We start from the raw sequence: 13,997 nt of genomic DNA on the forward strand, positions 1-13,997 counted from the left end.
ACCCCTGGGACACCCTCGAACAACTGGAGCAGTGCATGCGCCCCTCCCCCACCTCAGGGCACATTCGTACGGCCGCCGTCCTCCTCTCCGGGACGCTCGCCGCCACAGGTCTCGCCGCCGCACCGGCCGCGACGGCGCAGCCGGCCGCCGCAGCGGCTTCCGCCGCCTCAGGCGTGGACTTCGTCGACATCAAGGGTGACGGCGGAATCACCCTCAAGGGCAATGTGTTCCTGCCCGAGGGCGCCACCATGGACTCCGCCCGCCGCTATCCGCTGATCGTGCTGCCCACCAGCTGGGCCAGCCCGCAGATCGAATACCTCGCCCAGGCCAAGAAGCTCGCCGACTCCGGCTATGTGGTGGTCGGTTACAACTCCCGCGGCTTCTGGCAGTCCGGCGGCCGGATCGAGACAGCGGGCCCCAAGGACGTGGCCGACGCCTCCCGCGTCATCGACTGGGCCCTGGCCCACACGCCCGCCGACAAGGACCGGATCGGCATGGGCGGCGTCTCCTACGGCGCCGGCATCAGCCTGCTGGCGGCCGGGCACGATCCGCGGATCAAGGCCGTCACCGCGCTCAGCGGCTGGGCCGACCTGATCGGCGCCATCTACAGCGGCCGTACCCAGCACCTTCAGGCAGCCGGGATGCTCGGCGCCTCCGGTGAACTCACCGGCCGGCCCAGCCCTGAACTGCGGGAGATCATGAAGAACTTCCTCTCGTCCAACCTGGACAAGGAGGACGAGATGCTCGCGTGGGGCAAGAAGCGCTCCCCCGCGACCTACCTCGACCAGATCAACGACAACGGCGCCGCGATCATGCTCGGCAACGCCTGGAACGACTCGATCTTCCCGCCCAACCAGTACGCCGACTTCTACGAGAAACTGCGCGGCCCCAAGCGGCTGGAGTTCCGCCCCGGCGACCACGCGACCGCCGAGGCGACCGGGCTGCTCGGACTGCCCAACGACACCTGGTCCCACGCCCGCCGCTGGTTCGACCGCTACCTCAAGGGCGAGCACAACGGCATCGACACCGAGGCGCCCGTCCAGCTCAAGTCCCGCTCCAACGGGGACTACGAGGGGTACCGGAGCTGGCGGGACGTCCCCTCCGGGAACCGCACCGTCTCCCTGGACGGCACCAAGGAGCTGGCCACCGGCAAGGACTCCGGGGCCAACGGCGGCACCATCTTCCTGACCGGCATCCTCGACCAGTTCCTCGAACTGCCGCCGCTGGTCTCCGTACCGCTGCTGCCGCGCTCACGTGCCGCCGTATGGCAGTCCGAGCGCTATGCGCACAAGACCCCGGTGCGCGGCACGCCGAAGCTGCACACGACGGTGACCAGCGACAAGGAGAGCGGCACCTACTACGCCTACCTCTACGACGTCGGCCCGCTGGGCACCGGCAAGCTGATCAGCCACGCGCCGCAGACCTTCCACGGCCGCACCCCCGGCAAGCCGTTCGCCGTGGACCTGGAGCTGTTCTCGACCGCGTACGACGTGCCCAAGGGCCACCGGCTCGCCGTCGTCATCGACACCGTCGACCCGCTCTACGCCGAGTACAACCCGGACGGCGCGCACCTGACGTTCTCCTCGCCGAAGGGGGACCCGTCGCAGGTCACGGTGCCGACACGGGACTGAGCTGCCCAAGCTTCGCCGGGCAGCCGTTCAGGGGCGCGGGGAACTGCGCGAGCAGGCACAACGGCGCCGCAGTCCGCAACGGACGACAAGGGGCAGCCCCTCCCCGGATCCGGGGGAGGGGCAAGCCCTAATCAGCGGCGGCCCGGCGGTAAGTGCGCGGGGCGCCGTCCGATTCGCGTACGGCCGAGACGCGGATCTCACCGTCACCGGCCGCGGTGATCGTCAGCGAGCTGGCGGACGAGGTGCAGCCCTGACCTGAGATGGCCTCGACGACCCTGTCGGGCCCGTACACCAGGGTGTCCCCGTCCGCGCCGCCGAGCGTGTGCTGCCACACGCAGTTGACGCCCGCGTACTCGCCGGACACCCGCAGGGTGGCGGTGCCGACCCGGCCCCGCTCCAGGGTCAGGGTCCGCTCCTCGCCCCGCTGGTTGCGGCCGCGCCACTCGCCCGCCATCCGGGCGGGCACCGGAGCCGCCGGATCGCCCACCTTGCGGAGCCTGGCCGAGAGGGAGCCGGACGGGTAGACCCAGGAGAGGGTGCCGTCGGTGCGGAGTCTCAACCTCTGCTCCTTGTACGGGGAGCAGGGCTTGGACGCGGGATGGCTGTCGGTGATCCGGCTGGTGACCCGCAGCCCGACGGAGCCCCCGTCGAAGGCCACCAGGACGGCCTCCCCCTCGCACATCATGCCGGCCCGGATGTTGACGGTCTTGGCGACGACCTCGCCCTCCTCGCCCTGCCGGATCTCGAACCGCCGGGTGAGGGTGGAACCGTCGGAGTCCTGGACGCTGCCCTGCCAGGCGCCCAGATAGCCCTTGGGCAGCGCGCCGCCGGGTGCCGGGCTGCTGATGTCCTTGGGAGAGGGCTTACGGGACGCTTCACGCTCCTGGCCCGGTGTCTGCTTCGCCGCGGAGCCGGACTTGCCGTCGTCGCCCTTGTCGTACACGCGCAGCGCGACGAACGTGCCGACGCCGGACACCAGCGCCAGCACCACCCCGAGCGCTCCGAGCAGCACCGCGCGCCCGTGCCGGCGTTCGGGCGCGTACGGCTGCGGTGCCGCCGGACCGTGCAGCGCGTACGCCGGCTGCGGACCTGAGCCGCCCTGTGGTCCGTACGGGTCGGTGTGCGGCGGCCACTGGCCGGACGGCGGGGTGCTGTGCGCCGCGGCCCCGGTGACGGTCGCCATGCCGTGCATCTCGGCTTCGCCCAGGGCCGGCGGCGGAGGCGGCACCCGTCCTGCCTGCCCGGTGCCCGTCTGGTCGGGTGCGGCGCCCTGCCCCGCAGGGTGGTCGCCGGAGGCATGCTCACCGGGCTCGGCGCCGTCCTGCTCCGGCTCCGGCCCGTCCGGTGAGCCGTCCTGCTCCCGCTCCGGCCCGTCCGAGGAGCCGTCCTGCTCCGGCTGCGCGCCGGTGTGCGAAGCGTCCTGGGCCGCTTCCGCCGCTGAGGAGCCTCCGGAGAGGGGTTCCACCGTCGTCAGCGAGGGCTCAGCCCCGGGGCGCGGCGGCACGGCGGGGGCCTCGGCCGCGCGCTCGGCGGCCGCCTGCGCCCCGGGAACCTCGGCGTCCAGCAGCCGTGCCGCGTGCCGCCCGAGCTGGGCCACCAGGCCGCCGGGCAGCCAGGGTTCCGCCGCTTCGGAACCGTCGGAGCCGGACGCGCCAGGGCCGGGCTCGTCGTCCGGGTCCGCCGTGCGCTCCAGGATCTCCGGCAGCCCCGGCCGCTGTGCCACGTCCTTGGCCAGGCAGGCGGCGACCAGTTCCCGCAGTTCCTCGGGAACGCCCTCCAGATCGGGCTCCTCCTGGGTGATGCGGTACATCTGCACATGCCCGGCGACCCCGGTGCGTTCGAAGGGGGCGCGCCCGGTCGCGGCGAAGGTCAGCACGGAGCCGAGGGAGAAGATGTCGCTGGCCTCGGTCAGCCGGTCGCCGCGTACCTGTTCGGGCGACATGAAGCCCGGCGAGCCGACGACGGCACCGGTCCGCGTCAGATGGGCGTCGGCGACGGTCTCCAGCGCGCGGGCGATCCCGAAGTCGATGACGCGCGGCCCGTCGATGGTGACCAGGATGTTCGAGGGCTTCACATCGCGGTGGATCAGCCCCGCCTCATGGATGGCGCCCAGGGCCCGGGCCAGCCGGTTGGCGAGGATACGCAGCGTCCGCACGGGCAGCGGCGACTTCCGGCCCGCGACGGCCTCGTACAGGGTGATGCCCGGTATGTAGCCGGTGGCCACCCACGGCGGATCGGCCTCGGTGTCCGCGTCCAGAACCGGTGCCGTCCACTCGCCGCCGACCCGGCGCGCCGCGCCGACCTCCTGCTCGAAGCGGTGCCGGAACTCCTCGTGCTCGGACAGCTCCCGCCGTACGAGCTTGACGGCGACGGTGCGGCCGCGCGGGGACTGCGCGAGGTAGACGCTGCCCATCCCGCCCTCACCGAGCCGCCCCAACAGCCGGTAGTCACCGATGCGTTCAGGGTCGTCCGCGCGCAGCGACCTCATGGCCTCTCCCCCGGTCCGTTCGGCCGCCTCGGGCCGTCACACAGCTGATGGAGAGCGATCGTACGGCCTGTGATCAGGTGGCAACCACGCGCGGTGCGTACGGAGAAGGGCGCGTTCGCCCTTCCTCGGCCTGTGCGGCGGGCAGGCTCGCGGAGTCTCCTGTCGAAATCGTACGGTCGAAGTATGCCGGGCGACTCCGTGGTACGTAATACGTCGGAGCCGCCCGGCACTTGGTGACCTCGTCAGGGGGCGCACGGCCCGGTGCGTGGGCCCGCGTGCGCCGGGCCCGTCAGCCTCCCGTCGGCCTGACGACCATCGCCGAGCCGCCGCCGCGCCTCTCCGGTTCAGCCGCCGCGCGCCAGCGGTCTCCGGACAGCCGTTGCACCGCGGTGGCCGCGCCGATTTCCGGGGTCTGTTTGAAGGAGTGGCCCAGCGCCTCCAGCTGTTTCCGCACCCGGCTGTTCATCAGTTCCGGTTCGACGGTGGTCTGTGCGGCGTTGCGCTGGCTGGCGCGTGGCGCGGCGATGGCGTCGAGGAGCGGCATCCCGCGGTCGAGGTGGTTGGTGAGGGTCTGCAGCACTGTGGTGATGATGGTGGAGCCGCCCGGTGAGCCCAGCGCGAGCACCGGCTCGCCGTGCCGCAGGACGATGGTCGGCGACATCGAGGAGCGAGGGCGCTTTCCCGGTCCTGGCAGGTTCGGGTCGTGGACGCCGGGGCTGACGGGCGCGAAGGAGAAGTCGGTCAGCTCGTTGTTGAGCAGGAATCCGCGGCCGGGCACGGTGATGCCGCTGCCGCCCGTCTGCTCGATGGTGAGCGTGTAGGCGGCGACGTTGCCCCACTTGTCGGCGACGGTGAGGTGCGTGGTGTTCTGCCCCTCGTACGTGGTGGGTGCCGCCTGGTCGGCGTCGCCGCGCTCGCACTCCTCCGGGTCGCGCGGGTCGCCCGGTGCGACGGGGCTCTGCAGGGCCTTCTGATCGTCGATCAGGCAGGCCCGTGAGTCCGCGAACCGCTGCGAGGTCAGTCCCTTGGTCGGCACGTCCTCCTGTGCCGGGTCGCCCACCCAGCGCCCCCGGTCGGCGAACGCGATACGGCTCGCCTCCAGATAGCGGTGCAGGTACTGCTTCTCGCTGAGGGAGCCCAGATCGCCGCGTTCGAGGATGTTGAGCGCCTCGGCGACGGTGGTACCGCCGGAGGAGGAGGGCGCCATGCCGTACACGTCCAGGCCGCGGTAGGCGGTACGGGTCGGCTGCTGGGACAGTGCCCGGTAGGCCCGCAGGTCCTTCGCCGTCATGTCGCCGGGCCGCACCGTGCGCCCGGCGCCCTCGGCCACGGGGGGCTTGCGTACCGTCCGTACGATGTCGCGGCCCAACTCGCCCCGGTAGAGGGCCTTGGTGCCCTTGCGGGACAGCTCCTGGTAGGTGCGGGCCAGGTCGGGGTTCTTGAGCGTGGAGCCCACCTCGGGGAGCTTGCCGCCCGGCAGGAACAGGTCGGCTGTCGCGGGGAAGTCGCGGAAGCGGTCCTCGTTCTGCGCGGTCTGCTCGCGGAAGGTCTCATCGACGGTGAAGCCGCGCCTGGCCAGCTTGGTGGCGGGCCGCAGGGCCTTCGCGAGCGATGTGGTGCCGTAGGTCCGCAGCGCCTTCTCCCAGGTGGCGGGGGTGCCCGGGGTGCCCACGCCGAGGCCGCTGGTGACCGCCTCGTCGAACGGGATCGGCTTGCCGTCCTCGGTGAACAGGTGCTTGTCCGCGCTCAGCGGCGCCGTCTCACGGCCGTCGATGGTGTGCACCTGGCGGTCCGAGGCGTCGTAGTACACGAAGTATCCGCCGCCGCCGATGCCCGCCGAGTACGGCTCGGTCACGCCGAGGGCAGCGGCCGTCGCCACGGCCGCGTCCGCGGCGTTGCCGCCCCGCTTGAGCACCTGGAGGCCGGCGGCCGACGCGTCGGCGTCGACGCTGGAGACGGCGCCGCCGTAGCCGGTGGCGACCGGGGTCTTGGCGGGCGAGGTCCCGCTTCCCGCGCCGCGCTCCGCCGCCGTGTGTGCGGGTGCGGCGCCGATGACTCCGGCGACCACGGCCCCCGTGCCGAGTACGGCGATGACACGGCGTACCGCGCGGGAACACCGAGAGGGGCTACCCCTGCCCGACGCCCGCGGACTGCCGGTGTTCTGTGGTTCGTGGGGGTACCTCCCGGCCGGAGTCCCCCAGCCTCCGGCCGGGAGGTGCCCCCAGGGGAGCAGTTCCCCGCGCTCCTGGTGGGACGTGGCCCTCTCGTTGGACATCATCCGCGCAGCGTAATGCGGTTGACGCGAATGCGTCAGTACCGCGCGGCGGGTGGCGGCCATCGGTCACCCGGTCGGTCCGCGCCGCCCGGGAGGGCCTACGCTGCCCGGTCATGGACGAGAACCTGCGGGAGATCGTGCTCGGTCTGGTCGCCGCCGCGATCACGGCATCGGCGGGCTGGCTGGCCCGCACTTCGCTGTGGCGCCGCCAACTCCGCCGCAAGCAGCGCTTCTTCGGGATGCCGGCGAACTCGACGTGTCTGCTCGTGATCAACCGGGACCCCGGCGTCGACGAGTGGACGGTGGCGCCCAACGACGTCTTCGCGCTGCTGGAGCTGTCCGCGCTCATCAAGGACTGCGGCGCGAGGGCGGAGGTCGTCGGCCACGACGCGGCTCGGCAGGGGTTCGGGGAGCGTACGGAGATCTGTCTGGGCGGGCCTGCCTCCAACCGGCGCACGGCGGCGCATCTCGGCTCGCTGCTGCCGGGATTCTCCATGGAGCTGGAGGTGGAGCAGAAGCCGGGCGTCTTCGTCGTCGGCGAGGAGCGGTACCGGGCGCGGAAGGGCGCCGTCGAGTACGTGCTGCTCGCGCGGCTGACCGGCAGTCAGGACCGGGAGGACCCGCGACCGGTCTTTCTGATCTGCGGCCAGCGGTCCATCACCAACCAGGCGGCGGCGCGGTACCTGGTGCGGCATCATGTGCGGTTGGCCAGGAAGTACGGGCGGGGCGGTGATTTCTGCCTGATGCTGAGGGTCGTCAACTCAGAGGCGTACGGCCCCGACGTGGTGGAGCTGGTCGCCGATGTGACCCGCGCCGCGACGACGGCCCGGGAGTGATCGGGGCGGACCGGGAAGCCGCTCACATACGGGTGCCCGGCATGGTGGGCGCTGCCTCGGCCGGGCCGACCGGGACGGCCTCGTTCTTGACGTTGCCGCGCTCGCGGCGGGCGACCCGGTTGGCGAACCAGGACAGCAGCATGCACAACCCGATGTAGATCGCCGAGACCACCATCACCACGGGGATGAACGGCATGGTGTAGTCCATGTTGATGGCGATCAGCCGCCCGGCGTGCAGGAACTCCTCGTAGGTGATCAGGAAGCCCAGCGAGGTGTCCTTCAGCGCGACGACCAGCTGGCTGATGATCGTGGGCAGCATGGCCCGCACCGCCTGGGGCACCAGCACATGGACCATGACCTGGGTCTTGCGCATGCCCAGCGCGTAGGCGGCCTCCCGCTGGCCCCGGTCGACGGAGTTGACTCCGGAGCGGAAGACCTCGGCGAGGACGGAGCCGTTGTAGAGGGTCAGCCCGGTCACCAGCGCGGGCAGCGCCTGCACCTGAAGGGCCACGAACACGAAGAAGATCATCACGAGTACGGGCATGGCCCGGAAGAACTCCACCAGCAGCGTGCTGCCCCAGCGCAGCAGCCGGTGCTCGGACAGCCGTCCGGCGGCCAGCACAGCGCCCAGCGCGAGCGCGAGGACGGCGGCGAGCGCGAACGCCTTGAGGGTGTTGCCCAGGCCGCGCAGCAGGAGCTCCTGAACGCCCACGTAGCCGAACGGCCGCCATTTGACGTACGCGAACTGGCCGGTGTCGACAAGGAGATGAATCACCCACGCCGCCAGGGCGAGCAGGGCGAGGCTCGCGACGACGCCGTACACCAGATGGCGGGCCCGCGCCTTGGGTCCGGGGACGTCGTAGAGCGCCGAGGGTGCCGCCTGTCCGGTGGTCGGCGCACGCTTCGGGCTGAGGACGCTCAGGCTCATCGGGGCACCCCCCAGCGCCGCTCCAGCAGATGGAAGAGGGCGCTGATCGCCAGGGTCAGGATCAGATAGCCCAGCGCGATCCACACAAAGCTCCACACCACGCTGTAGCCGTTCTCGCTGAGCGTCTTGTAGGTGCTCAGCAGCTCGACGACGCTGAAGGAGCCGGCGATCGCGGAGTTCTTGGCGAGCGCGATCAGGGTGGAGCCGATCGGCGCGATGACGCTGCGGAACGCCTGCGGCAGCACCACGGTGCCCAGCGTCTGGCCGAAGGTCATCCCCAGGCTGCGGGCCGCCTCGCCCTGCCCGACCGGCACGGTGTTGATGCCCGAGCGCACCGCCTCGCAGATGAACGAGGAGGTGTAGCAGCCCAGCGCCAGCACCGCGAACAGCTCGAAGGGCAGCGCCACCCCGAAGCGGGGCAGCCCCAGCAGCATCGCGAAGAACAGCAGCGTCAGCGGGGTGTTGCGCAGCACCGTCACCCAGGTGGTGCCCACCACGCGCAGGGCACGCACCGGTGCCACCCGGAACCCCGCCATCACCACCCCCACGCCCAGCGCCAGCAGCGAGGAGTAGACGGTCAGCTTCACCGTCCCCCAGAAGCCCTCGCCGTAGAGGGAGAAGTTCTCTGTCAGTACGTCCATGGAGCCGTTCGTGTTCCTCTCAGCACGTCAGCCCGTCTGCGCGTCAGCGCGTCAGCGAGGGGTCGATGCGTGGCGGCTTCGGCGCCGGCCGGCCGGAGAGGCCGAGGGTGGCCTCATAGGCCCGCTTCCAGTCGCCGTCGCGCTCGCGGGCGGTCAACGCCTTGTCCAGCGCCCTGGCCAGGGCCCGGTCCTGGTGCGGAACGCCGATGCCGTACGGCTCCTCGGAGAACGCCCTGCCCACCACCTTCAGCTGCTCGGGGTCCTTGGCCGCGTAGCCGAGCAGGATGGTGTCGTCCGTGGTGACCGCGTCGACCTGGTGGTTGAGGAGGTTGTCGACGCAGATGGCGTAGCTGTCGTAGGCGACGGCGACGGCGCGCGGGTAGTCCGACTCGATGCGCTGCAGCGGGGTGGAGCCGACGGCGGAGCAGATCTTCCTGCCCGCCATGTCCTGCGGCCCCTTGAGGTGCTTCTCGTCCTGGCGCACCAGCAGCCGCTGCCCGGCGATGTAGTAGGGCCCTGCGAAGCCGACCAGCTTCTTGCGGCCCTCGTTGATGGTGTAGGTGCCGACGTAGTAGTCGATCTGCCCGTTCTGCAGGGCCGTCTCCCGGTTGGCCGAGGCGATGGCCTTGTACGTGATCTGCTCGTCCGGGTCGAAGCCGAGCGAGGCGGCCATCATCTTGGCGATCTCCACATCGAAGCCGGTGTACTCGCCGGTGGCCGGATTCTTCTCGCCCATGCCGGGCTGGTCCTCCTTGACACCGACCGTGAGCTTCCCCTTCCGGTGGGCGCTCCGCCAGGTGGGCGAGGAGGGGAGGGAGAAGTCCTCGGCGACGGCGTAGTGCGGCAGCTCGCCCGGCTGCGGGCCGCGCGCCGGCGGGCTGCCTGCGGCGCCGCAGGCGGTGGCGGCGGTCAGCAGGAGCGCGACGAGCAGCGCACCGCAGGCAGCCGTGGTGCCGCTGGGCGGAGTGGGCGTGCGCACGACCGGGCCCCTCTCAGTGCTTGAGGATCTTGGAGAGGAAGTCCTTGGCCCGCTCGCTGCGCGGCGCCGTGAAGAACTCCTCCGGGGAGCGGTCCTCGACGATCCTGCCGTCGGCCATGAACACCACACGGTTGGCAGCCGAGCGGGCGAAGCCCATCTCGTGGGTGACGACGACCATCGTCATCCCGTCCCGGGCCAGCTGCTGCATGACCTCCAGCACCTCGCTGATCATCTCCGGGTCGAGTGCGGAGGTCGGCTCGTCGAACAGCAGCGCCTGCGGATCCATGGCCAGCGCACGGGCGATCGCCACCCGCTGCTGCTGACCGCCCGACAGCTGCGCCGGGTACTTGTTCGCGTGCTCGGCAAGGCCGACCCTGCGCAGCAGTTCGCCGGCCCTCCTATACGCCTCGTTCTTCTTCTTGCCGCGCACCTTCATGGGCGCCAGCGCCACATTGGCCAGCACGGTCTTGTGCGCGAACAGGTTGAAGGACTGGAAGACCATGCCCACCTCGGTGCGCAGCCGGGCCAGCTCCCGTCCCTCGGCGGGGAGGGCCCGCCCCGCCAGGGTGATGGTGCCGGACCCGATCGTCTCCAGCCGGTTGATGGTGCGGCACAGCGTCGACTTGCCGGAGCCGGAGGGACCGATGACGACGACGACCTCACCGCGGCCCACGGTCAGATCGATGTCCCTGAGCACATGCAGTGCGCCGTAGTGCTTGTTGACTCCCCGCAGCTCGATGAGCGGTTCGCCCGGTGGCGAGTGCGTGGGCGGTGAGTCGGTAGGCAGCGATCCCATAAGAAAGGGAAGCTATCGAGCCGAATGGGTCATCACCGGGATGACACGCGACAAGACGGTACACCCGGTGGAGTACGTCAGCCCTCGCTGACCTCCGCGTACGCCTGGGACAGCTCGGGCGACCCCGTCTCGGCCCAGGCCCCGCCCTCCTCCAGCACATCCACCTCCCGCCCGGACGGCAGCCGCACCACCGGCTGTCCGTCCGGCCACAGCACCCACCGGGCGCCGGGCACCGTGCGCACCACCACGGTCCCCAGGTAGAGCCCTGCGTCGGCGCCGAGCCACGGCGTGACCTCCGGGTCCTCGCGCCAGTGCGGCAGCAGTTGGTCCAGCGCTCTCAAGGACTCGACGGAGTCGTCCAGTTCGACACCGGCCCCCCGGGCCTGCTCGCGCAGCAGTTCACATTCGGACAAGAGCTGCGCCGCGCTCTCCGGATCCTCCGAAAGCTGGTCGGTCGATGCGGCCGCCCCTTCGGCATCCGGGTGGGGCTTGCGCCAGTTGTCCAGAAAGGGGAAGTGCATGAGCATCAGCGTGGCATTCTCACGCCACTGGGCACCATAGGCGCGCTGTGTGAAGAGCCTGCCCGGTTTGGGCCGCAGGACATCTTGACGCCGCGTCAGCGCCTCCCTAATTTCACCCCGCCTCGGTGGAATCCGGGGTGCACACAAGGCCGTTGGAGTCCCACGAGAGGGCATCACGTGCGCAGACGTATCTGGATCAGATCCCTCACCGTCCTGGTGGCCGCCGTATCCGCGACGGCACCGACCCTGGTGGCGACCGCCACCGCGCAGGACCGCACGCGGCACCCGGCACAGACAGCGCAGGCAACACGGACAGCACAGCCGACCGCCCCCACCGATCACGCACTCCCCCTGGAACGCCTCTACGACAACCGCGCCGTCAGCGACGACGCCGACCCCTCAGCCGCCGACTTCGACGGCGCGGGCCGCTCCCTGTCCGCGCAGGACCTCAGGGCCGCCGGCTGGGCACCCGGCACCCGCCTCGATCTGGACGCGGCCCCGCTGCGCCTGCCCGACCGGGCCCCCGGCCGCCCCGACAACGTCGTCGCCGACGGACAGCGGGTACGCGTCGGCGGCCACGGCAACGCCCTCTCCTTCCTGGTCGCCGCCACCTCACCGCACGGGCCGGCCGAGGCCGCGAGCGGCAAGGGAACCGTGCGCTACCGGGACGGCTCCCACAGCTCCTACACCCTCACGGCAGGCGACTGGCGCGGCGGCCCGCTCGCCACCAAGGCCGTCGCGCTCCCCCACCTCAACACCCGGCAGGGCGACCAGCTGACCGAGAAGGCGAAGCTCTACGCGGTCACCGTGCCGCTCGAACGCGGTCGCGACGTCCACTCCGTCACCCTCCCGAAGGACCCGGGCCCCGACTCCGACCTCCACATCTTCGACATCGCCGTACGCCCGGAAGCCACCGGCTGGACCGGGAGCTGGTCAGCGAGCACCGGCGGCTACACCGGGACCGGGCAGTGGCGCGACCAGACGCTGCGGCTGGTCGTCCACACCTCGGCGGGCGGCCCGCGGGCCCGGATCCGGCTGGAGAACACCTTCGCGGCCGAGCCCGTCCGCATCGGCCACGCCTCCATCGCCGTGCAGAAGGAGGGCGCCGCGGCGCACCGGCGCCCCACCCCGGTCACCTTCGACGGGGGGCACGCGGGAACCCGTATCCCCGCGGGCGCCCGGGCCGTCAGCGATCCCGTGGGCTTCGACGTGCCCTCCGACACCAATCTGCTGGTGAGCATCCATCTGCCCGATCCCGTCCCCGCCGCGCCCGTGCACAGCAAGGCGCTGCAACGCTCGTATCTGAGCGAGGGCGGCAGCGGCGACCGCACCGGTGAGGCCGGCGGCGGCGCCTTCACCCGCTCGCTGACCATGTGGCCGTTCCTGACCGGCGTCGATGTCCGGGGCGGCCCCGGCTCCGTGGTCACCCTGGGCGACTCCATCACCGACGGCGTCCGCTCCACCGAGGGCGCCAACCGGCGCTGGCCGAACGTGCTGGCGAGCCGGCTGCTGGCGCAGAGCGACGTACCGCGGTTCGGCGTCCTCAACCACGGCATCTCCGCCAACCGCATCGTCACCGACCGCTACCCCGGCGACGGCGTCAGCACCGACACGGCGGGGGTGAGCGCCCAGCACCGCCTGGAGCGGGACGTGCTCGCCCAGACCAGTGCCCGCACCGTGGTGCTGTTCGAGGGCATCAACGACGTGCGGTGGGGCGCCTCGGCCGAGGAGGTCATCGCCGGTATGAGGGCCATCGCCGCGCGGGCGAAGGAGCGCGGGCTGCGGGTCGTCGTGGCGACGATCACTCCGTGTGAGGGGTACCACGACTGCACGGCCGAGGTGGACGCCAAGCGGACGAAGGTGAACGCCTTCGTCCGCGAGAACGGCGGTCGCTTCGACGCCGTTCTCGACTTCGACGCTGTCGTGCGCGCCCCCTCGCACCCCGCGCGGATGCTGCCGAAGTACGACTCGGGCGACCATCTGCACCCCGGCGACGCGGGGCTGCGGGCCATCGGCGAGTCGGTGGACCTGCGGCTGCTCGCGGGCTGAGCACTACGGGAGCACGGTGCGCCCACCCGTCCCCTCAGGGGCGGGTGGGCGCGCCGGTGGAGCCGTCACAGCTCCAGGTCGACGACGACCGGGGCGTGGTCCGAGGCGCCCTTGCCCTTCCTGGCCTCCCGGTCGACATAGGCGTCCTGGACCGCGGTGGTGAAGGCCTCGTTCCCGTAGACGAGATCGATGCGCATACCGCGGTTCTTGGGGAAGCACAGCTGCCGGTAGTCCCAGTAGGTGAACGGCACGTCGTACTTGAGCGGGCGCGGGTACACGTCCGAGACGCCCGCCGCCTCGAGCGCCGCCAGCGCCTCCCGCTCCCGCGAGGTCACATGGGTGGACCCCTCGAACTCCGCGATGTCGTGGACGTCGCGGTCGGTCGGGGCGATGTTGAAGTCACCCAGCGCCGCGAACGGCGTCGCGGCCGAGGCGAACTTCTCCGCCGCGTCCCGCAGGGCTGCCAGCCACTGCAGCTTGTACTCGTAGTGCGGGTGCCCCACCTCGCGCCCGTTGGGCACGTACAGGGACCACACCCGTACCCCGCCGCAGGTGGCGGCCGCGGCGCGGGCCTCGACGACGCCCTCCCACGCGGGCGCGCCCGGCAGGCTCAGCGCCGGGTCCTCGATGCCCACGCGGGAGAGGACGGCGACACCGTTCCAGCGGCCCTGCGCGCTGACGACCGACTCATAGCCGAGCGCGCGCAGCTCCTGCTGCGGGAAGGCGTCGTCGGACACCTTCAGCTCCTGCAGACAGAGCACGTCGGGCTGGGCCGACTCCAGCCACTGGGTCAGGCGGGGCAGCCGGGCCGTTATCGAGTTGACGTTCCAGGTGGCAATACGCATGCAGACTC

The 13,997-nt window shown here is 71.6% G+C and carries 11 protein-coding genes; 3 read left to right on the top strand and 8 right to left on the bottom strand.

Annotated features, from left to right (window positions below; translation table 11 throughout):
• Positions 1-35 precede the first annotated feature (35 nt).
• On the top strand, positions 36-1,631 hold the full coding sequence (locus tag HC362_RS06510; RefSeq protein WP_243082975.1) for an alpha/beta fold hydrolase: 1,596 nt from the start codon (positions 36-38) through the stop codon (positions 1,629-1,631).
• Positions 1,632-1,758: 127 nt separating this feature from the next.
• Here HC362_RS06510 and HC362_RS06515 read toward each other — a convergent pair whose 3' ends face one another.
• On the bottom strand, positions 1,759-4,119 hold the full coding sequence (locus tag HC362_RS06515) for a serine/threonine-protein kinase (RefSeq protein ID WP_243082976.1): 2,361 nt from the start codon (positions 4,117-4,119) through the stop codon (positions 1,759-1,761).
• Between the two features lie 289 nt (positions 4,120-4,408).
• Complete coding sequence (ggt, locus tag HC362_RS06520) at positions 4,409-6,397, bottom strand: gamma-glutamyltransferase (protein ID WP_243082977.1); 1,989 nt, start codon at positions 6,395-6,397, stop codon at positions 4,409-4,411.
• 110 nt (positions 6,398-6,507) lie between these two features.
• Here ggt and HC362_RS06525 point away from each other — a divergent pair, with 110 nt between their 5' ends.
• The gene (locus tag HC362_RS06525) at positions 6,508-7,230 is read left to right on the top strand and encodes a hypothetical protein (RefSeq protein WP_243082978.1); all 723 of its coding nucleotides are present in this window, start codon (positions 6,508-6,510) and stop codon (positions 7,228-7,230) included.
• A 22-nt stretch (positions 7,231-7,252) separates the two neighbouring features.
• Here HC362_RS06525 and HC362_RS06530 read toward each other — a convergent pair whose 3' ends face one another.
• The 5 genes from HC362_RS06530 to HC362_RS06550 all read right to left on the bottom strand — a co-directional run bounded on the left by HC362_RS06530 (position 7,253) and on the right by HC362_RS06550 (position 11,095).
• Positions 7,253-8,158: an amino acid ABC transporter permease gene (locus HC362_RS06530; protein ID WP_243082979.1), complete on the bottom strand. Its 906-nt coding sequence runs from the start codon at positions 8,156-8,158 to the stop codon at positions 7,253-7,255.
• On the bottom strand, positions 8,155-8,799 hold the full coding sequence (locus HC362_RS06535) for an amino acid ABC transporter permease (RefSeq protein ID WP_243082980.1): 645 nt from the start codon (positions 8,797-8,799) through the stop codon (positions 8,155-8,157). Before HC362_RS06535 ends, HC362_RS06530 begins: the two co-directional genes overlap by 4 nt.
• A 43-nt stretch (positions 8,800-8,842) precedes the next feature.
• Entirely contained in the window at positions 8,843-9,778 is a 936-nt protein-coding gene (locus HC362_RS06540; protein ID WP_243082981.1) for a glutamate ABC transporter substrate-binding protein, read from the bottom strand.
• Between the two features lie 13 nt (positions 9,779-9,791).
• Positions 9,792-10,574: an amino acid ABC transporter ATP-binding protein gene (locus HC362_RS06545; RefSeq protein ID WP_243082982.1), complete on the bottom strand. Its 783-nt coding sequence runs from the start codon at positions 10,572-10,574 to the stop codon at positions 9,792-9,794.
• 77 nt (positions 10,575-10,651) lie between these two features.
• Positions 10,652-11,095, bottom strand: coding sequence for a DUF6278 family protein (locus HC362_RS06550; protein ID WP_243082983.1), 444 nt, complete (start codon positions 11,093-11,095; stop codon positions 10,652-10,654).
• Between the two features lie 177 nt (positions 11,096-11,272).
• On the opposite strand from HC362_RS06550, the gene HC362_RS06555 reads away from it, so the two are divergent.
• A complete protein-coding gene (locus HC362_RS06555) occupies positions 11,273-13,144 on the top strand; it encodes an SGNH/GDSL hydrolase family protein (RefSeq protein ID WP_243082984.1) in 1,872 nt (623 codons plus the stop codon).
• A 65-nt stretch (positions 13,145-13,209) separates the two neighbouring features.
• Here the strand turns inward: HC362_RS06555 and HC362_RS06560 are convergent, their stop codons facing one another.
• Positions 13,210-13,989 carry an exodeoxyribonuclease III gene (locus HC362_RS06560; RefSeq protein WP_243082985.1) on the bottom strand — a complete coding sequence of 260 codons (780 nt, stop codon included), beginning with the start codon at positions 13,987-13,989 and terminating at the stop codon, positions 13,210-13,212.
• Between the last annotated feature and the right edge of the window lie 8 nt (positions 13,990-13,997).

The sequence above is a fragment of the Streptomyces sp. 891-h genome, assembly GCF_022760275.1.
Taxonomy (GTDB): domain Bacteria; phylum Actinomycetota; class Actinomycetes; order Streptomycetales; family Streptomycetaceae; genus Streptomyces; species Streptomyces spirodelae.